This is a genomic window from Pseudomonas sp. NY15463, assembly GCF_048068415.1.
Taxonomy (GTDB): Bacteria; Pseudomonadota; Gammaproteobacteria; order Pseudomonadales; family Pseudomonadaceae; genus Aquipseudomonas; species Aquipseudomonas mosselii_C.
The window spans coordinates 123,999-143,181 of record NZ_JBLUQD010000001.1 but is presented as its reverse complement, the minus strand read 5'-3'; the positions used below and the strand labels follow the sequence as shown (position 1 = coordinate 143,181).

The following is a 19,183-nucleotide window of genomic DNA, read 5'->3' as shown; positions in this document are numbered from 1 at the left end:
TACGTAAAGGCTCCCATTGGGGGACCATAAGGTGAGGGTCTGTAAGGCTCATTAAGGATCATAGGGTAAGGGCCCTAACGGTCTATAGTGAGGTTGAAATGGGATCGAGATTTTCTTGACTTATGGTCCTCTGATGGTGCGCCGCCCTGGAGCCCACAAAGGCCCCTCACAGTCCAGCCACCAGGGAGACCATAGGGTCAACCACAAGGGCCGTAACGACCTCAACACCTACGGCGTCCAGCAGGTCAGCCACGAAGGCCCGTAGGATCTCCAGCAGGTCAGGCGGCAGGGTAAACCCAGCGATGACCAGTAGGGACGCCAGTAGGCGCCACGTTGCTTTGCTCTTGAGCATGGCTTTCACCACAGCCCACACAGTGCGCTTTGTTTCCTCTTTCATCGTGTATGCCCTCCTTTAGGGACAGAGCCAGGGACCCGCCATGGGGTTTGGCTTTCTGAGAGAGGTAAGGTCACTGGCGGATTGGGGTAAGGGTCAGCAGCCTAACGGGTAGGTGCTCCCCAGGATGGCCGGGCGACAGGGCCGTCATAGACAAGTGAGCCGTCACCGATGACAGCAGCCACAGCGGACCACGTTCGGTACGTCAGCGGGAGCAGTCGAATGAAGTCCTGAATGCGCTTGTTGTTCTCTCGGGTCATGGCCTCATAGTCTGAGATCAGTTCTTCGAGGTGCTTCGTACGGTCAATGACCTTGAGTTGCACAAGGCGCCGGGTCAGTAGGAAGGCAGCAGCCTCGGCACCCATAAGGTCCCCCGTGTAGAACGGGACCTCCACAGGGTGGCCCAGCTCGGCCAACATAGAGCGCTGGTCATAGGTCGCACCTGGGGTTGCCTCTACGACAGCCCTTTCGGAGTACATAGGTGGCAGACCCCACGATGTATGCGAGGCCAGGACGGTGACCCCAGCACAGACCAACGGCATCGCGTGCAGGACAATCGGGCTATCACCGACAGGTGCCGGGCCTGGGTCTTCAGGTAGTTCGTTAGGTTCCATCGGTCAGGCTCCTGTAGGTAGGTTGATCGGGTGGGAGACAGTCACCAGTGCCCACCACAAAGCGCCCACTACGGCCTCCCTCTACGGCCCAGCCAGGACCAGTGGCCTAAGCGGTGCAGCAAGGAGAAAGCCCGCAAGGGGCACGTAGGGTCATCCCGCAAGGGGCGCTTTGAGGTGGACACTTGGGACAGGTGAGAGGACTTCGCAAAGGAACCGCCACGCGCCCCACGTTAGGGTGCATCGCTTTGGGTGGTGAAACCTTACGCCCCTTCGAGGCCTCTTCACGGTGCTGGTGAGCATCATGAGCAGATGACTGTTGAACGGGTCACGTAGTGGTTCCTTTGCGAAGCCCTCCCAGGCCCATTACGGGCCCAGGAAGGTTATCGGGTGTTACTCGCCGCGCAGGTCAATCATGGTGATGATCGGCATAGGCACGACTTCGGTTTGCAGCTTCTCGGTTGGGTCTTCAGGGTTGGCCAGCTTCAGGCGGACCAGGGCGTTAGCCATTACGTCAGCCACACCATTGATCTCCAGTTCCCAGGCTTGCAGGGAGCTATTGCGGGAGACCCGTACGGTCCAGATGTCGCCATCGCGCTTCTCACGGAACGACAGAGCGGCCATCGAACGAGGGATCACAAAGATGACCTCAGGGCCGGTGTGATACAGAACGCCCGCACCGATCAGCTCGTCTACCTCTTCCAGGCCTGCACGCTGCGCGGCACGGTCAAGGATTGGGGACAGACGCTTAGGGACCAACAGGGTGAAGTCACCGATGGACAGGCCGAACGAGGTATCAACGTTCACGGCCAGGATGTCGATCAGGTCTTCAGCCACTTCGCGTGGCGAGCCGGTAGGCATGGCAGCGCTTACCTTACGCAGGTTTGAGCTGGTCGCCAGGACCTTGGCAACGGTGGTGTTTGCCTTGATCTGGAATTCAGCCAGGGCATGGGCAATGGTCTGTTCGGCAGCGGCCTCAGTCATACCGCCGACCATGTTGGCATCCAACAGGGTGACACGGGCAGAGAACATAGCGGCACGCTCGCACGCTTCGCTAAACACTACGTCACCGGCAATCGCCTTGCCTTTGGTGATGACCTGGGTGCGGTCGTACAGGCTGGTACGTGGGTCGAACTCGACGTTGCGGTCATCCAGCATTACCAGTTGCTGCGCGGTGGCCTCGGTGCCGAACGGACGGAACTCGCACGAGATGTTCTCAAGGGCAGCTTCGCGCCACTCATCGCTGTTCAGGTAGCCATCCATGGTCTTGGCCATGAAAGAGACCCAGGCTTGCGGGTCATGTGCGTCACCGCTACGGATCGAAGAGTGACCGAAACGGGCCTCGGTCGAGTCGCCGAAAGTGGCCACGCTGGTCATACGGTCAGGAACAACGTAACGGTCTTGCAGGTGGCGGTGATCGGTAGCCTTGCTGGCAGCGCTCAGGGCGGTATTGTCGTTCAATTTTACTTCGTCGCGAATGGTCATGGCGTGTCTCCTTAGGTCGGTCAATGAGGGGCCCCTGTGGTCTCGTGATGAGCCCATACAGAGGTCTTGGGGTTCTTTGGGAGGGGTGTCAGGGCCACCTCAAACGAGCCTGTACGGGCTTCGCATGGGGCCCCTTGAAGGGAGGCGTATCGGTTGTGGTGACTCAGTGAGGCCTTAGAGGCCCCAGCCGCTCGACTCATCCGGGTCATAGCCTTCCAGGGCATATGGGCGGCCACCACGGGCAGCACGGATAGCCTCGCCATGTTGGCGGGCCTGGGACGCTCGACGTTCACGCTCGGCCTTCTTACGGGCCAGCACCAGAGGATCGTGGGCGGTAGCCATCTCACGAGCACGCTCAGCGAAATACTCGGCGTCAGCCTTGCGCTGTGCCTCTTCACGAGCACGGGCAGCACGGTCAATCTGGACCTTGCGCAACTGGTCGGGGAAGTTGGTGGCACGCAGGCCCACGGCTTCATACTGGTCGATGATGTTGGCCATGGCCGGTACGGATTTGCCAGCCGATGCGAGCAGACCCGACAGCATGGCGCCCTCAGCGAACTCACGGCTAACGGTCTGGCCTTGTACGCTGAATTCGTTGGTGTCCAGCGGGATGATGTTCAGTTTCATAGTGTGGTGGCTCCTTGAAGGTGGTGTGAGGTGTAGTGACCGGGGACGGGTCGCGCCTGCTGGTCGCTCGGTGCTCCAGACTTAGGGCCACTGGGTCCTCCTGTGTCGCTGTTATAGTGAGGTTGATATGGGACTGAGATTCAGCAAGCTCTCTACGGCTCCCATTGAGGACTTACAGGGCCAGCTTGAAGACCTTGAGAGCCCCAGCGTCTTTACGGGTCGAGGCGCCCAGCATCATGACCATCAGAGGGCAGAGCAAAAGGGTCTGATAGGAAGCCGAACGCTGGTTCAAGTAGGTGTCATGCTGGGCCACTACGCCACTCGGCAGGCCTGGGAGGTCCTTTGCGGTTGCCCAGGTCGAGCCGTGACGGCTGTCAGTACGGACCAGCAGGCCCAGGCTTTCGAGTGCCTTCAGGTGCGACTCAGCGCGGGACTTGATGACACGGTGTTCAGTGGCCAAGGTGGTGGCGATAACGTGGCTCGGGGTGAGGTTCATTTGGTGGTCTCCTTGAGTTGTCCTATGGGCGCCTCTATGGGCCCGTGTCATGGCTTGCCGGTGGGTGACTTCAAGCGGCCTTAGCGGCGGCCTCCTGAGCCATGCGTACCTTGGTCTTGGCGTATTCGTCCTGATAGACCAGGGACCCCTTAGTCATGGGGATGCGCAGGTGGGAGCACAGCAGGGCCGACAGGTCTATGCCTTGTTCGGTCAGGGTCTCCAGGCGCTTGGCAAAGCGGTCACCCACACTGAAACGGGCGTCAGCGATTAGGGCCGGTGCATCGAACACCACGCGGCGCTCTACCGGGTCCCAGGTGCGAAAGACACAGTGTCGGCTGTTGTACTTGTTGCGGGCTTCGATCAGGGGCAGCCGGGCACTGGCCGGGAATGCCTCATTGATTGCGTCCAGCTCGTGCTGATTGATGATGGTCACGGCTTCTCGTTCCTCCTTAAGTTGTGCTTTGCGAGCCAGCTCCTGGCGTTCGTAAAGGTCCAGGGCGTCACCCTCAAGGTCACCCTTCAAGGCGTCCACGATGTCAGCGCATGGGTATAAGGTCTTGCCCTGCCCGGCTGCCCGGTAGGTGACCCATAGGGACCCACTACGGAACTCACCTTTGAGGGCCTTACCGGTGCGCACACTGGCCAGACCTGAAGGGGACTCAGGGTCCAGCATCCACAGGGTACGGATGACCTCCAGGGGCGGCAGTTCGGGCAGGACGTTGCGGGCCTCTACGGCTCGGGCCTGAATGGACCGGCGAATAGGACCCAGGCCAGGAGAGGCCAGGAGGTCGGCAGGGGCTTGTGCCCAGTGGTCAACCCAATGGCTCATCAGGCGGGCGGTATCGTTGCCTACGCCCACACGGCCACGACCCATGGCAATGCACAGGTGCTGCGCGGTCGGCAGCGAGGCGTAACGGTTGAGCAGGCTTTCGATTGACTCGGGCTCGACCAGGAACATGGCCACGGCGTCAGGACCCATCTCGACAATAGCGTCAGGGACTCGGCGGGGCTGGATGTTCAGGCAGCCGTCTCGGGCAAGGATCTGGGAGCGGATGGTGTCGAGGTGTTCAGCGGTGAAGGTTTGAAAGTGGGTGCGGTTCTCTTGAGTGGACATAGTGGGATCTCCTATCGGTGTGTCGTCGCGGTCCTCCTGGGGCCGGGCGTCTGGTGTGTCTCAGAAGTGGGTGACCTGGGCGTCTGGTGTGTGGGTCAGCTCAGGTCGTTTAGGGTGTGGCATGGGCGGCCACTGGTTCGCCTCTACGGTCCGTCTGGTCTCCGTCAAGGCATCGGTCAGGTATCGGCCTAACGCAGCTCTGGCGGCCTTACGGTGTCTCTGTGCGGGCCCCTTAATTGGAGGTCTCCAGGGCGCGGCGCTCGGCCTTCTTAGCGACCCTTACGCGGTTGCGCTCTTTCTTGGCGGCAATGCGGTACATGCGCATGGCATGGCGAACCTTACGCAGGGCCATACGGGGCTCAAGCGAGAGGGTCAGATAGAACTCCAGTGCTTCCCGTTGGGTGCCAGTGAGGGCACTTCGAGGGCTCAGGGTGTAACCGTCTGGGCAGCGCTTAGCGTTCATCAGACGTCACCTCGCAGGGCAGCCATAAGGGTCATCTGGTTGTGACCTGGGGCGGCTACCTCAGCGACCTTGAAGGCCTCGGCACGGGTCAGCAATTGACCGGGGATGAATTCAGGCAGAGCCTCGGGAATGACCTTCAGCAGGTCCGGGTTGTCCAGCTTGAGAGCGGCAGCCAGGGTGCCAGTGAGGACGGTGCGGTGGTGGATATGAGCGGACATAGCAGTGTCTCCTTTGTGGTGGGTGTGGTGGGATTCCTATTCGGCTTCAGGGGTTGTAACCCTACGTTGCACAACAAGGGCCAGCGGTAAGGCCAGCCCGTTAAGGTCTCGGGTGTGTCGGGTGTCTCTGTTTCTGTGAGTGGTTTTGCTGGGTGTCTGTCTATAGTGAGGGTTTTAAATCCCGGCTCACTATCAGAGTTGATCCAGGCGCTTGCCTTCAGTCCCTTCGCCGGTGACCGCCACGACGAAACCGTCAGCGTCTGTGTGGACCTTTACGGCCTTGCGCTGGGTGTCCCATGCGGTGACCTCGGCGACCTGGGAGCGCAGCCATTCGACGCCCTTTAGGGTCAACTTGAGGCCGTACTTATCGCCGCCATGCTTGATGGTCCGACGACTATCCTTGCCCAGGCCTAGGTCAATGAACCGTGACGAAGGCGTGTAGGCGTACTGGGCACCCTCTACGGTTTGCCCTACGGTTCTCCGTTGGATGACCTTGCGGTGCAGGAACCATGCGCGGACCACAGGACCGGTAAGGCCGACCATACGGGCCGCTTCGTCAATCAAGATGCCAGACCCAGAGGTGCCCTTACGTACGTGCTCTTTGTAGGCCGGTGCCATCATGTCCACGCGGGACTGTAGGTCGGTCAGGGTCTCGGCGATGGACTGGGCGTTAAAGGCCGGGTTGGCAGCCTGCTCAAGTTCGATCCAGCGACCGACCACGGCAAAGCGTAGGGCGGTGTCATAGCCGGTAATGAGGGTGAACACGGCGTGCTTGTTCAGGACCAGCATGCGGCGGGTGGCGTTGCGCCCGTCCTTATAGGTGCCCTCCGTGACGCCCAGCAATGAGACCTCAAATCTGAGGTGTCCTCCCTGGCAGCCCAGAGTTGGGCCACGAGATTCTGGCTGTTCACTTTTTGAACACTGCTCAGATTTGAGCTGAGTTCGGTCCCCTGATGAGCGCTCAGATTTGAGCTGTCCTCTTTGGGCTTCCCTTACAGCGGCAATCATGCGGTCAGCATCTCGCAGCACGTTGCGGTGATCCTTGCCGGTCATCTCGGCGATCTCACGGGTCGTCATAGTGACTTCAGGTTTCATATCGGTGGCTTGCATGTTGTCGTTTTCCTTTTGAATGCTCCCTGAGTTCGCTCCCACGGGCCGACCATCAAGACCCCGACAAGGGCATCGGCTGTGGCACAAGGAGCATTCAGAAAGACTTGATGTTTAGGGTCAGCCCAGCGACGGGCACAGAGGGTGACAGGGTGTCTGTCTATAGTGAGGGCTTTAAATCCGAGAGCATTCAGGGCCAGGGTGGTGCCCCAGATTTGGGGAGCCAACCGATCCAGATTTGGATGCGTTAACCGGCTCAGAGTTGAGCGCGTCAGCGGTGATGCTTGGGGTGTCTGTCTATAGTGAGGGTTTTAAATCCGAGCGCATCACGGCTCAGCCTTCAAGAGACCTTCAGGCCCAGCTCTACGGCCTTGGTGTGGCTGATATGGCCCAGCTCTACGGCTGCCTTGAGACCCTGCTGTGTGTTCCTGTGCGAGCCCTTGAGGGCCTTCCAGTCGCAACGGTCATTGAAGGTCATGCGTCTGAGGATCGTGGCGCTGTGAGCATTGCCCAATGCGGCCATCTTGTCGGCGACCAGGGCGGCTACCTCGGGTGACTCAAGGATCGCCTCAAAGGCGTCATAGACCGTGGTCTCGAATTCATCAGAGACCCAGGCAGCGTATGCGATGGTCGCTCTCTTAGTGGCCCAGGACCCGGTGCCGTTAGAGCTGTGCAAATTCTGCATAGCTTCCATACGCTGGGCCTGTCTGGTACGCCACTGTGACGGGGCCTTGCCTTTATGGAGCCCCAAGGTGCGCCAGATATCGGTGAGGTCCCAGCGGCCCGAGTGGTCGGCCTTGAAGGCGTGACCCTCAATGATGATGAGGTGGCCAGAGTGTTTGTGCTTGATGTCCATCGGTTGGTCTCCTGTGTGGTGGTGGCGGTTTGTGAATGCACTTTCTGCGTGCGTTACGTGCCTCTGTGCTTCGACTTAAAGGGACCTCTAAGAGACCCTTTACGGTGACTCAGTGAGTAGGGATTAATTTTGCAATAGCAAATCCCTAACCCATGGGTCACTCAAAGTCCCAATGAGTCCTTGACAGAGTCCCTTTAAATCGAACTCTTCCAATTGGGTCATCAGGTGGTCAGCCCTTCAGTGGTCCGTTAGGTCCTTTCATATATGCGGCCTTTATTCAGTCCAGCCTCAGAGGTCCGTTAGGGTCTATTCATATATGCGGCCTTTATTTAGGGCAGCCGACCAGCTCGCCGAATAGGTCACGGTCAAGGTCCTGCGCGGTAGCCATCTCGGCGACCACACGGTGAGGTCTGATTTCCATCAGGCGAGGTACGATCAGCGATAGGGCTTTGACGTAGCGGCGGGCATGGCGCACACCGTAGCCGGTCAGGGCTCGCACGGCCTCATTGGTGATCTCGGGCAGGGTCTCCAGCAGGCGGGCCAGCAGGGACACACGCAGGGGCATAGACTTGCCGCCCTTCCCTTGAGGTCTATCGTGCCAGTCCAGGCGGGCGACCCCTTCAAGGACCGACAAGGCCCAGGCCGGGTAACGACCATCGTCCGTCATGCAGCCATAGTGGGTGTGGAACGGGTTCTGTACGACCATTGCCGGGCGACCTCGGGAGGACTTAGGGCCAGACTCTTGGGCGACCTCAGGGACCTGGGCAATCACGGCGTCAGCCTGGGCACCCAATCGTGCATCCAGGGCAGCAAGCTCGCCAGGGGTCAGCATGCGGTCAAGGCGGAAGGCCTCTTGCGGGGTCATGGTGGTAGTGTGGGTCATGATGGCGTCTCCTTTGTGTGGTGGTGTGGTGGTGTCCTCGTCTTTGTGAGGGCTTTTAATCGCGCCCAGGTCGGCCACCTCAGCAGGTGCTGGCGTGGTCTGTTGTCTGTAGTGAGGGTTTTTAAATCCCAGAATGCACAAAGGCCCCAGCAGTCACCCGCCAGGGCCTCTATGTTCATCGTGTCGGTATGGGTATAGGTGCCCTATTACGAGCTTTACCCAGGTTTACGGACGGCCACCTTAGTGGCTCTCACAGCGACCGCCGCTCGGTTGCGTTACGTTAAAACAGCCACAATGGTGACCAAATGGTCGAACTCCAGGGAGACCACAGGGCGGCAAAGCTTATCCTGGGCGGTGACCGAATGGCCTCAACTATTCAGGTCAGCTCGTTGCCTGAGTGACGATACCCGATAGGCCTACCACCTCTCATTGCCTATCGAAACAATTGATAGATGCCGAAAAGCCCAAGCGCTACGAAAACATAAAATACGATCTGCACACCTTTATTGGTGACTTTTTTGTTGATTATGAAAAGCTCATCAAAGAAGTACCTCACAAAGGCATCAGAATCAATATCCATTTGCAGACCATACTCTGGCAGTCGCTCCTTAGCCTCCGAATACTTCAACTTAGCCAGATTCGAAGTACGCTCATTAGAGTCATCAAGCTTCAAATGATCCGCAACAAATAGATCCCACGCCATTGATCGGGCCGACTTCTCTCCGGACGAGGAAAGACGAGCTATATCCATAGAGCGCGCGCGCAACTCTCTATTTACTTTTTCACAACCGTACAATTCAACATTATTCATTAGCCACCCCACTCCTTGGTAACTCAATAAACACCACTAATCTCATGCAAGATCCCGCTTGACTCGAATCAATGAAACTGACAAAGGCATGTCAGGTCCAACTGCCCGGCTGCTTCACGGACTCTTCTTTTGCTTTTACTTGAGCCCTCTCCGTGAATACGGCCGCATCATTGGCACGGATGGTCTTCAGCACCTCTCTGACGATTTCCTCACGCTGCTCCAGCGTTGCCATTGGGGCAAGCCGATCAAGCATCACATTCGTAGCTTCCCTGGCGCCCTCATAACGGACGTCCAAAGCGAGTTCGTGCATCATCTTGCGTCGATATTCCTTGGTCTCGACCCACAAAAAGTGAGCACCCTTGACGACCACGCCTGCACCGATGACCCATATAGCCAACTCAGTGAATGGACTCATCTAACCTCCTTGAGAACAGCTACGGCTGCGCCCGAATTTCTTTATTGCAAATAGCCATACAGACAACCGGCAGGGTCATATTCAACCATGGAGGTATGTCAGCGACCGGATAAATTGGAAAACTAACAGACCATCCTGAAAGAACAGCCCACGACAGACTCGATAGAAAATTGATGGCCTTCATGGACCGTAGCTTTAAGTGACCTCACCGACTGCTCACCCCACCCTGCTCACGCCGAAATGGTGACCCACACCAGAATAGACTCAAGAAAAATCATCGCGACTCACTATCGCTCTTCATTTTCTCTCTCATTCTCTCCTTAGCCCTGGCAGATGCGTGCTCTTTGAACTCTATAACCCCAGCAGCCACCTCTACACTGCCCCTTTTAAAGCAATCCACAATCACGCGCCGCGACCGATAGATTATCTTTAGATTCCCAAGCAAATACCAGCCACTCAGAAGCATAAGAAACAATGCAACCTTAGTGTTACCTGCCTTTGTATCCAGAAAGTAAATAATCAATCCAACAACGAAAAATATGAATACCGCTTTGACGTTGAACATTGCCAGTTCTTTCAAAATCCCTTTCATCTTCCATCCGCCCTTCCAAATTCTTACGCCTACACAGGCCCTGCATCCATCATGCCATTTTGATTTCACTTTGGCATTAGCGATGTGGCTAAGGGCGGCCCTTCCTTTCACCATCCAGCCAATCCTCAAACATACGGAAGCGCCACACCCGCCCATGAGCAACCATGGCCTAACAATCGGGTAAAGGCTGCCTTTCAGTGCCCTCGAACCTAACGGACCAACTCCAGCGCTTCACGAAGTCGCCCAAGGTCAACCCCGCTACCCTTCCCGTAGAGGTCGTAGGTAATCGATCCACTGCTATGCCCGAGAATCTCCTGACTCACGCCCAAGGCCACACTTACTGCCTTCAGGTCAGAGGCCATCGAGTGGCGTAGAGAATGGAACGACAGCCCCTCGCCCGTTGAGGTGCCGAGCAGGTCCCTTATAACGGTATTGAGCTGGGCGGAGAACCCCGACATGGACATCTTGAAGATACGCCCATTGGCCCCCGCAAGGGCCTTCAAGGTCGCCTCAGGGATACCAACCAGCGGGACGATACGGCGACTGTACGAGTTCTTAAGGGTCTTGCCGTTGTCGTCGTTGATCGAGACAGCCCACTGACCATCATCACCTTGGATGAAATCACAACCACACAACTGGTGGATCTCGCCGATACGGGCTCCAGTGGCCACGCCCAGGCTCAGAGCGGCACCCTTCCAGTCTCCTTTAAGGTATCCGCCTACGGCATCCTTGATGGTCTTGATCTGACCCGGTGCGAAGGCTTGGCGGTCACTGTCAGAGCCCTTAATGATGGTCAGCTTCTTGGTGAAGTCTCGTTCAATCATCCCTGTGGCGACACCCCAGGACACAACTGAACCGACGTTAGTCAGCACCTTGTTCACTGTCGAGGGTTTACGGGTCTCTAACAGGGTCCCCCGTAGGCCCAGCATGTCGGCCCTTGTATGGGACTTCATGTCCACGCCTCCAAGGATCTCGGCGACCGACTTAGCGGAACTGGTCAAGTTCTTGATGGTGGCAGGAGCCATGTCATTAGCACGCTCAAGCATGTACGCCTCAAAGAGGGCCATATAGGTCAAGCCCTGAGAGCGCCCTTCCCGCCCGCTCAATGGCTCGTTATGGGTCTGTGTGGGCGCCTCAGCGTGGGCGCTCAGGGCTACCTTCAGATGGTCCTTAGGGTCATGGGCCGTTGCGATGACTTCAGGGCTGGCATGAGGGAGACCTTCAGGGTGACCCAGTGGAATTGCATTTACAGATTGGGAGACAGACAGGCGCTCAGTGGACGGAGCCTCGGCGGGCCCTTGAGTCGCCAGTTCGTTGTCCAAGAGGTCCAGCAAGGTCCCTACGTTCCCCTCCACGCGGTCCCTATGAGCCTTTAGGACCCGATAGGCAAGCTTCAAGGCCTTCGCTTGGGGCACGGTCAGTGAAGCGCTGTACTCAGCCTCAGCGAGACCTTCAGCAAGGTCAGACAGGACCAGCCCGTATACGTCGCCTTGTGGCTGCTCCAAAGCATTCTCGGCGATATCGCGCAGGTGCTCAGTCAGTTCCTCAAAGGTGGCCTCAGGGTTGTCGAGGTGGAATGCCTTCAGGGCAGTCAGCATCGCGTGGGAGGTGGACATGGCAGTAGCTCGGTGACTGGTCTTCAAGGCAAGCGTATAGGACCTGTGCGAGCCCAACAGGCGCACACGGAGACTGAAGAGACCTTGTGGTCCTCGACGGTACACATAGGCCTTAGCGAGGGTAGTGGTTGTGACAGGTTGTGACGCGGCTGATGTGCTCAAGGGTCAATGTCCAGTGGTTGCGGGCCCCCAGACAGTTGGCAAGAAACTCCACATTGACTCCTTGATAGACCAACGCCCTTCTGGGCACGAAACGATTCCAAGCATACCGGTGCGCCAACCTCGCTGCCAGCCAGGGAAAACGCCGGCAACACAGTTCAAACAACCTTTTCAAACGCTTGTATGCTTTTTCGTTGACAGCCTGCCCGGGGCATCCTAACCTCGCAACAACCTTCAACCGGGCCGGACTTCTCCGTGGGCAACCTCTACCTGATCCGACATGGCCAAGCCTCCTTCGGTGCCGACGACTACGACGTCCTGTCTGACGTGGGTGAACGCCAGAGCGTCGCCCTCGGCGAGTACCTGGGCCGGCTCGGCCTACGCCTGGATCGCTGCGTGGCCGGCACCTTGCGCCGCCAGCAGGACACCGCCCGGCTCACGCTGCAGGCCATGGGCCAGCAGGCTGAAGTACCTGCCATCGAAACCGATGCGGCGTTCAACGAGTTCGACGCCGATGGGGTCATCCGTGCCCTGCTGCCTGCCCTGCTGCCGGACGAGCCCGAGGCCCTGCACGTACTGCGCAACGGCGCGGCGCACCGCAGCGAGTTCCAGCGCCTGTTCGCCTTGATGGTGCAGCGTTGGCTGACCGCAGAGCATGCCGAGGACCCTCAACTGGAAACCTGGCAGGCCTTCACCGGCCGCGTCAGCGCGGGGCTGCAACGCCTGCTGGACAGCGCAGCCAGCGGCGACGATATCGCCGTGTTCACCTCCGGCGGCACGATTGCCACCCTGCTCCACCTGACCACCGGTATTACCCCAGTCCAGGCATTCGCCCTGAACTGGCAAATCATCAACACGTCGCTCAGCCAGCTGAAATTCCGCGGCCGCGACGTGGCACTGGCTTCCTTCAACAGCCAAGCCCATGTGCAGTTGTTGAGGGCGCCGGAACTCATTACCTATCGATGAGCCCGGCCTGTTTTGTCCCTGCGGGGATGTGAATATCACTCTATAAGGAATGCACCATGACCTCCGTAGCTGATGCCGTGAAGAAGATGCAAGAGAAGTTCAACCCCTCCGCGGCCGCTGGCCTGGACCTGGTATTCGGCTTCAACATCACCGACGAAGACAAGCACTACGCGCTGATCGTCAAGGACGGCACCTGCGATTTGCAGGAAGGCGAAAACCCAGACGCCAACTGCACCCTGGTGATGGACAGCGAAACCCTCAAAGGCATCGTCAGCGGTGAAACCGACGGCATGCAGGCGTTCATGGGCGGCAAACTGCGCGTCGAAGGCGACATGATGCTGTCGATGAAACTGAGCGAACTGTTCCCGTCCTGATCGGCGCGGCGCATCGCCCCTCCAAGAAAACCGAAGCCACCTGCGCTTCGGTTTTTTTTGGCTTGGCCAAAGGCTGGCATTCATCAGGGGCAGTGATTGCCCAGCAACACCCTGGCCAATAAGCCATTGGTACGCTTGTACCAGTCTTGGCAGGAAATTAGATTAGCCAATAGTCCTTGCTCAGAATCATAAGGAAATCGCATGACGCTTACCGACCAGTCCACCCAGGTACGCCCCGGCGAAGAACTCGATGCAAGCGTCATCGACCCCTACCTCAAGACACATGTGCCCGGCCTGCAAGGTTATCCGACCGTCAGCCAGTTTCCTGGGGGCGCCTCCAATCTCACCTACCTGGTGGCCTACCCGGATCGCGAATTCGTTCTGCGCCGCCCACCGTTTGGACACAAGGCTAAGTCGGCTCACGACATGGGCCGCGAGTTTCGCATCCTTAACCAGCTCAACGAAGGCTTTCCCTACTGCCCCAAGGCCTATGCGCACTGCACCGACGCAGCGCTGATCGGCAGCGAGTTCTATGTGATGGAACGGGTCAAGGGCATCATCCTGCGCTCGGACATCCCGGCAGCGCTGAACCTAGATGCCAGCCGCACCGAAGCACTGTGCAAGAGCTTCATCGAACGCCTGGTCGAGCTGCATCAAGTGGATTACCGCGCCTGCGGCCTGGCTGACCTAGGCAAACCCGAAGGCTACGTGGAACGTCAGATCGAAGGCTGGGCCGGACGCTACGAAAAAGCGCTGACCCCCGATGCACCGAGCTGGGAGCAGGTGATCGGCTGGCTGCGCGAGAAGCGGCCGGCTGACCACCCGCATCCGGGGATCATTCACAACGACTACCGCTTCGACAACGTGATTCTCGACAGCGCTAACCCCATGCGCATCATCGGCGTGCTGGACTGGGAGATGGCCACCATCGGCGACCCGCTGATGGACCTGGGCAGCAGCCTGGCGTACTGGATCGAGGCAGGCGATCCGGCGCCGGTGCAATTGATGCGCCGCCAGCCCAGCAATGCCCCTGGCATGCTCACACGCCGGCAGTTCGTCGACTACTACGCCGAGCGCGCCGGCATCGCTGTCGACAACTTCGATTTCTACTATGGCTACGGCCTGTTCCGCCTGGCGGGCATCGTCCAGCAGATCTATTACCGCTACTTCCACGGCCAGACGCAGGACAAGCGCTTCGCCCAGTTCATCCACATGAACCGCCTGCTGGAGCAGATGAGCCTGCAACTGATCGACAAATCCGGCCTGTAACCCTGGCAGCGCCCTACACAAGGAAACCCGGCATGTCCAAGACCCATCTGTTCGACCTCGACGGCAAGATAGCCTTCGTTTCCGGCGCCAGTCGCGGCATCGGCGAAGCCATCGCCCACCTGCTGGCTCAGCAAGGTGCCCATGTGATCGTTTCTAGCCGCAAGCTCGACGGCTGCCAGCAAGTGGCCGAGGCGATCATTGCCGCTGGCGGCAAGGCCACCGCAGTAGCCTGCCATATCGGTGAAATCGAGCAGATCCAGCAGGTGTTCGCCGGTATCCGCGAACAGTTCGGGCGTCTCGATATCCTGGTCAACAACGCAGCAACCAACCCGCAGTTCTGCAATGTGCTGGACACCGACCTGGGGGCCTTCCAGAAGACCGTCGATGTGAACATCCGCGGCTATTTCTTCATGTCGGTGGAGGCCGGCAAGCTGATGCGCGAGCACGGCGGGGGCAGCATCATCAACGTGGCGTCGATCAACGGCGTATCACCGGGGTTGTTCCAGGGTATCTACTCGGTGACCAAAGCGGCGGTGATCAACATGACCAAGGTGTTCGCCAAGGAGTGCGCGCCGTTCGGCATTCGCTGCAACGCCTTGCTGCCAGGGCTGACCGACACCAAGTTCGCATCTGCACTGGTGAAGAATGACGCGATTCTCACGGCGGCCTTGCAGCAAATCCCACTCAAGCGGGTGGCCGACCCGAGCGAGATGGCCGGCGCGGTGCTGTACCTGGCAAGCGAGGCATCCAGCTACACCACAGGCACTGCGTTGAATGTGGATGGCGGGTTCTTGAGCTGAGGGACCACGCCCACAGCGTCACACCATAAACCTGTGGGCGTTGCCTGGCCGTTACAGGCAGGTCGCCGCTGCCGCGCGGCGGCGCAGGGACATCTGGTCGTCCTTCTGCGCGTAGTAGTCGATCCGTGTTCCCCCGGCCTGGGCGTACACATCGACGAACGACTCGGCCTCACGCGTATAGACGGTGAAGCCACCGGCCTTACGCGCCTGCAAGTAGCCGCTGGCATCGACGCCAAAGGCGTTTTCTTCCTGCCAACTGAACTGGATGCACTGGGCAACCACGTCCGGGGTCTTGTGCGAGTCCAGTCGTGCGCTCGGCGCGCCATTGCGGGCCGCCTCCATGGTCGATGACGCACAGCCCATCAGCAGCAGCGCCACAGTCATCGGCAGAATCGCTCGCATGTTCCATCCTCAGGGGCAAAAAAGAAAGCGACTCTAGCACCGCGCCGCATTGGAGTGAATTGTTCGGCGCCAGATGCTGTCGCACAACAACACCCCCTTGAATCCAGAGGACTGCACATGACCCCACGCACCCTGCTTTGCGCGCTGCTGCTGACCAGCACCGTCCCGCTGGCCGCCACCGCGGCTGAATCCCGCGAAGAAAGCGTCCAAGCCCCCGAAACCCACAATCGCGAACTCAAGGTCGGTGATAAAGCACCCGATCAGTACAAGCGCGAAGACCAAGCCATACGTGACTGGCACGCCAAAGGCTTGCCTGCCCCGGAAAAGGAAAGCCACTGGGTACGCATGGGCGAACACTACGTGCTGGTGCAGATCACCAACGGCGTCGTGCTGGCCATCCACCCCGCGTCCTGAACCTCAGGCGCTGCAACGCCAGCACGACACCGCGCCGGTCATCGGCTGGCGCGGTGCGCGCCGCTGTACGCAAGAACCAGATCGACGCGTTCGGGTCTGATGAGGTGTCCGGTAAACCTTTACCGTTCAAGGAACCCATCATGATCAAGCGCATCGTTTGCGTTTCGCTGTTCGCCACCTTGCTCAGCCTCGGCGGCTGCGTCGTCTACCCCTATCATCATCACGATCACGGCTGGCGCGGCTGGGGCCATCCGCACTATTACGATCACGGCTATTATCGCCGCTGAAGCCGCGCCTCTCTTCTCCCTCCACGCCAATTGAGCAACGGTTCTAGGCCGCGCAATAATTTTGTGCGGCATAGAACCAAATCGAACGATCCAGGTCTCAGGGTGCGTCCAGTAAACCCTTGCAGATCAAGGACCTCTATCATGCTCCCGCGCCTTGCGAGCCTTTCATTGATCGCCGCCTTGCTGTCGCTTGGTGGCTGCTATCACTACCACGACCGCGACGACGGCTGGCGTGATCGCGACCATCGCCCTCACCACCGCTACGACCGCGATGACGACCGTCGCGCGTACCGTGACCGCGATTACCGCTGAAGCGTCTTTTCCCTCACCGCTCGCCGCGCACGGCGACCACTCTCCCTGATGATTCCTCCGAGGTTCACAACATGCGTCTGACTCTGCCCTCCCTTGCTCTTGGTCTGCTGCTATGCCAGGGCGCCTTTGCCGGAGACGGTACTGCGGCAATTGGCGGCGGCCTGGGTGGTGCGTTGGGCAACGTGGTCGGCAAGCAGATCGGTGGCAGCACCGGCGCCCTGATTGGCGCAGGCCTCGGCGGCGCCGCCGGCAGCGCGGTCGGCGCGAACAAGGGCAACCGTACCGAAGCGGCCCTCGGTGGCGGCCTAGGCTCTGCAGGTGGCTCGTTCATCGGCGGCAAGCTTGGCGGCTCGACCGGCTCCACCATAGGCGCTGGCCTGGGTGGCGCTGCCGGTGGCGCGATCGGCAACCACATGGGCGACAACGACGGCAGCAACCGTAAGCACAAACGTCACCACCGCCACTGATCGCACGCTTCACGCCTCGCGGGCGAGCCTGCGAGGCACCCTGCCGGTAAAAACATTGCAGCACGTCAACGACGCCTCTCGTTAGAGCTGCCACACTGGTGCATTGCCTGATCGTGCCCTGTGTGAAGGAACACCCCTCCCCATGAACCATGAGCTGCTCTGGGTCCTTGGCCTGCTCTGCGTCGTCGTCATCCTGTTCATCATCAACCGCCCGCGCATGGATGTGGTCGCCCTGTTGGTGATTCTGGTGCTGCCGTTGTCCGGCATCCTCAGCGTGGAACAGGCGCTGGCCGGTTTCAGCGATCCTAACGTGGTGCTGATCGCCGCCCTGTTCGTGATCGGCGAGGGATTGGTGCGCACCGGCATCGCCTTGCGCATCGGCGAGTGGATGAGCGAACGGGCCGGCAACAGCGAGGCGCGGCTGCTGGTGCTGCTCATGCTGGCGGTGGCCGGCCTGGGTTCGGTGATGAGTTCGACCGGCGTGGTGGCGATCTTCATTCCCGTGGTGCTGAGCATCGCCGCGCGCCTGAAACTCTCGCCCAGCCGGCTGATGATGCCGCTGAGCTTCGCCGGATTGATCAGCGGGATGCTCAGCCTGGTGGCCACACCGCCAAACGTGGTGGTGCATAGCGAGTTGGTGCGCCATGGCCAGGCCGGCTTCAGCTTTTTCAGCTTCACCCCATTCGGCCTGGTGGTGCTGGTGTTGGGCATCGGCTACATGCTGCTGACCCGCCACTGGCTCAAGGGTGAAGTGCGCAAGGACGGTCGTACGGAAACCCGGCGTACCCTGCTGGATCTGGTCCTTGACTACAAGCTCAGCGGCCGCGAACGGCGCCTGCGCATCCGCCCACATTCGCCCCTCATCGGCCACACCCTGGGCGAGTTGGCGCTGCGTACGCGACACGGCGCCAACGTGATCGGCATCGAGCGCCAGCACAAGTTCACCACGCGGGTGATCAGCGCCGATTCGGCCACGCTGCTTCAACAAGGTGACATCCTGCTGCTCGACCTGTTCGCCAACCGTGACGACCTGCGCAACCTGTGCCAAACCATGCGGCTTGAGCCACTGCACTTCAAGGCCGCCTATTTCATCGACCAATCCCAGGAATTGGGTATGGCGGAAGTCTCCCTGCCACCGGGCTCGCAATTGATCGGCAAGAGCATTCTGGAACTGGCCTTTCGTACGCGCTACGACCTCAACGTGGTTGGCCTGCGCCGTGATCAGCTCGCCATCGACGAACAACTGGTGGAGGAGAAACTGCGCCTGGGCGACACCTTGCTGGTGGTCGGGCCATGGAAAGCGGTACGCCAACTGCAAGCCAAGCCACGCGACTTCCTAGTCCTGAGCCTGCCTGCCGAAGTCGACCAAGTGGCCCCGGCACGTACCAAGGCACCACTGGCCCTGTTAAGCCTTGCAGTGATGGTGGCCTTGATGGTCAGCGGCCTGGTGCCAAACGTACTGGCTGCCCTGATTGGCTGTCTGCTTATGGGCGCGGGACGTTGCATTGACATGAACAGCGCCTACCGTGCCATCCATTGGCAAAGCCTGGTACTGATCGTCGGCATGTTGCCCTTCGCCCTCGCGCTACAGAAGACTGGGGGCATCGACTGGGTGGTCAGTGGCTTGGTGAATGTGCTGGGCGGCGCAGGCCCCCAAGCGATGCTGGCCTGCCTGTTCGCGCTCACGGCAGTGATTGGCCTGTTCATTTCCAATACCGCCACAGCCGTGCTGATGGCCCCTGTGGCGGTCAGTACCGCACAGCAGCTGGGCCTGTCGCCCTACCCCTTCGCCATGACCGTGGCACTGGCAGCGTCGGCGGCGTTCATGACGCCAGTGTCGTCGCCGGTCAACACGTTGGTGCTTGGGCCTGGACAGTATCGCTTCGCCGACTTCGTCAAACTCGGCGTGCCGTTCACACTGCTGGTGATGGCGGTGACCGTGGTGATGGTGCCGTGGCTATTCGGGTTCTGACACCCCAAGCCACTGCTTGAAACCTTCATTCCTGAGCAATTAACCGCCGATTGCGGCGAATTGACATCAATTA

24 protein-coding genes are annotated in these 19,183 nt (G+C 59.5%); 9 read left to right on the top strand and 15 right to left on the bottom strand.

Annotated elements, in window-relative coordinates; genetic code table 11:
• Nucleotides 1–166: 166 nt before the first annotated feature.
• The 14 genes from ACNFIC_RS00725 to ACNFIC_RS00660 form a co-directional block, all read right to left on the bottom strand.
• Nucleotides 167–397, bottom strand: a complete 231-nt coding sequence (locus tag ACNFIC_RS00725; protein WP_416779305.1) for a hypothetical protein — start codon at nucleotides 395–397, stop codon at nucleotides 167–169.
• Nucleotides 398–1,398: 1,001 nt separating this feature from the next.
• A complete protein-coding gene (locus tag ACNFIC_RS00720; protein WP_416779303.1) occupies nucleotides 1,399–2,490 on the bottom strand; it encodes a hypothetical protein in 1,092 nt (363 codons plus the stop codon).
• Nucleotides 2,491–2,664: 174 nt separating this feature from the next.
• Complete coding sequence (locus ACNFIC_RS00715) at nucleotides 2,665–3,117, bottom strand: hypothetical protein (protein WP_416779301.1); 453 nt, start codon at nucleotides 3,115–3,117, stop codon at nucleotides 2,665–2,667.
• Nucleotides 3,118–3,289: 172 nt separating this feature from the next.
• Entirely contained in the window at nucleotides 3,290–3,613 is a 324-nt protein-coding gene (locus ACNFIC_RS00710; protein WP_416779299.1) for a hypothetical protein, read from the bottom strand.
• A 70-nt stretch (nucleotides 3,614–3,683) separates the two neighbouring features.
• Nucleotides 3,684–4,727, bottom strand: coding sequence for a hypothetical protein (locus tag ACNFIC_RS00705; protein WP_416779297.1), 1,044 nt, complete (start codon nucleotides 4,725–4,727; stop codon nucleotides 3,684–3,686).
• A 232-nt stretch (nucleotides 4,728–4,959) separates the two neighbouring features.
• Nucleotides 4,960–5,190 carry a hypothetical protein gene (locus ACNFIC_RS00700; protein ID WP_416779295.1) on the bottom strand — a complete coding sequence of 77 codons (231 nt, stop codon included), beginning with the start codon at nucleotides 5,188–5,190 and terminating at the stop codon, nucleotides 4,960–4,962.
• Nucleotides 5,190–5,408, bottom strand: a complete 219-nt coding sequence (locus ACNFIC_RS00695; protein ID WP_416779293.1) for a hypothetical protein — start codon at nucleotides 5,406–5,408, stop codon at nucleotides 5,190–5,192. Before ACNFIC_RS00695 ends, ACNFIC_RS00700 begins: the two co-directional genes overlap by 1 nt.
• A gap of 192 nt (nucleotides 5,409–5,600) precedes the next feature.
• Nucleotides 5,601–6,518 carry a Rha family transcriptional regulator gene (locus tag ACNFIC_RS00690; protein ID WP_416779291.1) on the bottom strand — a complete coding sequence of 306 codons (918 nt, stop codon included), beginning with the start codon at nucleotides 6,516–6,518 and terminating at the stop codon, nucleotides 5,601–5,603.
• 337 nt (nucleotides 6,519–6,855) lie between these two features.
• On the bottom strand, nucleotides 6,856–7,371 hold the full coding sequence (locus ACNFIC_RS00685) for a KilA-N domain-containing protein (RefSeq protein ID WP_416779290.1): 516 nt from the start codon (nucleotides 7,369–7,371) through the stop codon (nucleotides 6,856–6,858).
• 325 nt (nucleotides 7,372–7,696) lie between these two features.
• Complete coding sequence (locus ACNFIC_RS00680) at nucleotides 7,697–8,254, bottom strand: hypothetical protein (protein ID WP_416779288.1); 558 nt, start codon at nucleotides 8,252–8,254, stop codon at nucleotides 7,697–7,699.
• 433 nt (nucleotides 8,255–8,687) lie between these two features.
• Nucleotides 8,688–9,065 (bottom strand): hypothetical protein, encoded by a 378-nt coding sequence (locus tag ACNFIC_RS00675; protein WP_416779286.1) that lies wholly within the window; start codon nucleotides 9,063–9,065, stop codon nucleotides 8,688–8,690.
• A gap of 91 nt (nucleotides 9,066–9,156) precedes the next feature.
• Nucleotides 9,157–9,480 carry a hypothetical protein gene (locus tag ACNFIC_RS00670; RefSeq protein ID WP_416779284.1) on the bottom strand — a complete coding sequence of 108 codons (324 nt, stop codon included), beginning with the start codon at nucleotides 9,478–9,480 and terminating at the stop codon, nucleotides 9,157–9,159.
• A 274-nt stretch (nucleotides 9,481–9,754) separates the two neighbouring features.
• On the bottom strand, nucleotides 9,755–10,186 hold the full coding sequence (locus ACNFIC_RS00665) for a hypothetical protein (RefSeq protein ID WP_416779282.1): 432 nt from the start codon (nucleotides 10,184–10,186) through the stop codon (nucleotides 9,755–9,757).
• Nucleotides 10,187–10,281: 95 nt separating this feature from the next.
• A complete protein-coding gene (locus tag ACNFIC_RS00660; RefSeq protein WP_416779280.1) occupies nucleotides 10,282–11,688 on the bottom strand; it encodes a tyrosine-type recombinase/integrase in 1,407 nt (468 codons plus the stop codon).
• Nucleotides 11,689–12,102: 414 nt separating this feature from the next.
• Between ACNFIC_RS00660 and ACNFIC_RS00655 the strand changes: the two genes are divergently transcribed.
• The 4 genes from ACNFIC_RS00655 (at nucleotide 12,103) to ACNFIC_RS00640 (ending at nucleotide 15,256) form a co-directional block, all read left to right on the top strand.
• Nucleotides 12,103–12,813 carry a histidine phosphatase family protein gene (locus ACNFIC_RS00655; RefSeq protein ID WP_416779278.1) on the top strand — a complete coding sequence of 237 codons (711 nt, stop codon included), beginning with the start codon at nucleotides 12,103–12,105 and terminating at the stop codon, nucleotides 12,811–12,813.
• Nucleotides 12,814–12,869: 56 nt separating this feature from the next.
• Nucleotides 12,870–13,187, top strand: coding sequence for an SCP2 sterol-binding domain-containing protein (locus ACNFIC_RS00650; RefSeq protein WP_003257405.1), 318 nt, complete (start codon nucleotides 12,870–12,872; stop codon nucleotides 13,185–13,187).
• Nucleotides 13,188–13,388: 201 nt separating this feature from the next.
• The gene (locus tag ACNFIC_RS00645; RefSeq protein WP_138217309.1) at nucleotides 13,389–14,456 is read left to right on the top strand and encodes a phosphotransferase family protein; all 1,068 of its coding nucleotides are present in this window, start codon (nucleotides 13,389–13,391) and stop codon (nucleotides 14,454–14,456) included.
• Between the two features lie 32 nt (nucleotides 14,457–14,488).
• Complete coding sequence (locus tag ACNFIC_RS00640; RefSeq protein ID WP_138217308.1) at nucleotides 14,489–15,256, top strand: SDR family oxidoreductase; 768 nt, start codon at nucleotides 14,489–14,491, stop codon at nucleotides 15,254–15,256.
• 51 nt (nucleotides 15,257–15,307) lie between these two features.
• Here the strand turns inward: ACNFIC_RS00640 and ACNFIC_RS00635 are convergent, their stop codons facing one another.
• Nucleotides 15,308–15,658: a hypothetical protein gene (locus ACNFIC_RS00635; protein WP_416779275.1), complete on the bottom strand. Its 351-nt coding sequence runs from the start codon at nucleotides 15,656–15,658 to the stop codon at nucleotides 15,308–15,310.
• A 117-nt stretch (nucleotides 15,659–15,775) separates the two neighbouring features.
• Here ACNFIC_RS00635 and ACNFIC_RS00630 point away from each other — a divergent pair, with 117 nt between their 5' ends.
• The 5 genes from ACNFIC_RS00630 (at nucleotide 15,776) to ACNFIC_RS00610 (ending at nucleotide 19,110) form a co-directional block, all read left to right on the top strand.
• Nucleotides 15,776–16,072: an RcnB family protein gene (locus ACNFIC_RS00630; RefSeq protein ID WP_416779273.1), complete on the top strand. Its 297-nt coding sequence runs from the start codon at nucleotides 15,776–15,778 to the stop codon at nucleotides 16,070–16,072.
• A 140-nt stretch (nucleotides 16,073–16,212) separates the two neighbouring features.
• On the top strand, nucleotides 16,213–16,359 hold the full coding sequence (locus ACNFIC_RS00625) for a hypothetical protein (protein ID WP_171030881.1): 147 nt from the start codon (nucleotides 16,213–16,215) through the stop codon (nucleotides 16,357–16,359).
• A gap of 141 nt (nucleotides 16,360–16,500) precedes the next feature.
• Nucleotides 16,501–16,671, top strand: coding sequence for a hypothetical protein (locus tag ACNFIC_RS00620; protein WP_416779271.1), 171 nt, complete (start codon nucleotides 16,501–16,503; stop codon nucleotides 16,669–16,671).
• Nucleotides 16,672–16,742: 71 nt separating this feature from the next.
• Nucleotides 16,743–17,138, top strand: coding sequence for a glycine zipper domain-containing protein (locus tag ACNFIC_RS00615; RefSeq protein ID WP_416779269.1), 396 nt, complete (start codon nucleotides 16,743–16,745; stop codon nucleotides 17,136–17,138).
• Between the two features lie 142 nt (nucleotides 17,139–17,280).
• Nucleotides 17,281–19,110 (top strand): SLC13 family permease, encoded by a 1,830-nt coding sequence (locus tag ACNFIC_RS00610; protein ID WP_416779267.1) that lies wholly within the window; start codon nucleotides 17,281–17,283, stop codon nucleotides 19,108–19,110.
• The last annotated feature ends 73 nt before the right edge of the window (nucleotides 19,111–19,183 follow it).

Excerpts from the sequence above, each read along its gene's own strand:
- ACNFIC_RS00725 (WP_416779305.1), bottom strand. The coding sequence starts at position 397 with ATGAAAGAGGAAACAAAGCGCACTGTGTGGGCTGTGGTGAAAGCCATG.
- ACNFIC_RS00720 (WP_416779303.1), bottom strand. The coding sequence starts at position 2,490 with ATGACCATTCGCGACGAAGTAAAATTGAACGACAATACCGCCCTGAGC.
- ACNFIC_RS00715 (WP_416779301.1), bottom strand. The coding sequence starts at position 3,117 with ATGAAACTGAACATCATCCCGCTGGACACCAACGAATTCAGCGTACAA.
- ACNFIC_RS00710 (WP_416779299.1), bottom strand. The coding sequence starts at position 3,613 with ATGAACCTCACCCCGAGCCACGTTATCGCCACCACCTTGGCCACTGAA.
- ACNFIC_RS00705 (WP_416779297.1), bottom strand. The coding sequence starts at position 4,727 with ATGTCCACTCAAGAGAACCGCACCCACTTTCAAACCTTCACCGCTGAA.
- ACNFIC_RS00700 (WP_416779295.1), bottom strand. The coding sequence starts at position 5,190 with ATGAACGCTAAGCGCTGCCCAGACGGTTACACCCTGAGCCCTCGAAGT.
- ACNFIC_RS00695 (WP_416779293.1), bottom strand. The coding sequence starts at position 5,408 with ATGTCCGCTCATATCCACCACCGCACCGTCCTCACTGGCACCCTGGCT.
- ACNFIC_RS00690 (WP_416779291.1), bottom strand. The coding sequence starts at position 6,518 with ATGCAAGCCACCGATATGAAACCTGAAGTCACTATGACGACCCGTGAG.
- ACNFIC_RS00685 (WP_416779290.1), bottom strand. The coding sequence starts at position 7,371 with ATGGACATCAAGCACAAACACTCTGGCCACCTCATCATCATTGAGGGT.
- ACNFIC_RS00680 (WP_416779288.1), bottom strand. The coding sequence starts at position 8,254 with ATGACCCACACTACCACCATGACCCCGCAAGAGGCCTTCCGCCTTGAC.
- ACNFIC_RS00675 (WP_416779286.1), bottom strand. The coding sequence starts at position 9,065 with ATGAATAATGTTGAATTGTACGGTTGTGAAAAAGTAAATAGAGAGTTG.
- ACNFIC_RS00670 (WP_416779284.1), bottom strand. The coding sequence starts at position 9,480 with ATGAGTCCATTCACTGAGTTGGCTATATGGGTCATCGGTGCAGGCGTG.
- ACNFIC_RS00665 (WP_416779282.1), bottom strand. The coding sequence starts at position 10,186 with ATGGTGAAAGGAAGGGCCGCCCTTAGCCACATCGCTAATGCCAAAGTG.
- ACNFIC_RS00660 (WP_416779280.1), bottom strand. The coding sequence starts at position 11,688 with ATGTCCACCTCCCACGCGATGCTGACTGCCCTGAAGGCATTCCACCTC.
- ACNFIC_RS00650 (WP_003257405.1), top strand. The coding sequence starts at position 12,870 with ATGACCTCCGTAGCTGATGCCGTGAAGAAGATGCAAGAGAAGTTCAAC.
- ACNFIC_RS00645 (WP_138217309.1), top strand. The coding sequence starts at position 13,389 with ATGACGCTTACCGACCAGTCCACCCAGGTACGCCCCGGCGAAGAACTC.
- ACNFIC_RS00640 (WP_138217308.1), top strand. The coding sequence starts at position 14,489 with ATGTCCAAGACCCATCTGTTCGACCTCGACGGCAAGATAGCCTTCGTT.
- ACNFIC_RS00635 (WP_416779275.1), bottom strand. The coding sequence starts at position 15,658 with ATGCGAGCGATTCTGCCGATGACTGTGGCGCTGCTGCTGATGGGCTGT.
- ACNFIC_RS00630 (WP_416779273.1), top strand. The coding sequence starts at position 15,776 with ATGACCCCACGCACCCTGCTTTGCGCGCTGCTGCTGACCAGCACCGTC.
- ACNFIC_RS00625 (WP_171030881.1), top strand. The coding sequence starts at position 16,213 with ATGATCAAGCGCATCGTTTGCGTTTCGCTGTTCGCCACCTTGCTCAGC.
- ACNFIC_RS00620 (WP_416779271.1), top strand. The coding sequence starts at position 16,501 with ATGCTCCCGCGCCTTGCGAGCCTTTCATTGATCGCCGCCTTGCTGTCG.
- ACNFIC_RS00615 (WP_416779269.1), top strand. The coding sequence starts at position 16,743 with ATGCGTCTGACTCTGCCCTCCCTTGCTCTTGGTCTGCTGCTATGCCAG.
- ACNFIC_RS00610 (WP_416779267.1), top strand. The coding sequence starts at position 17,281 with ATGAACCATGAGCTGCTCTGGGTCCTTGGCCTGCTCTGCGTCGTCGTC.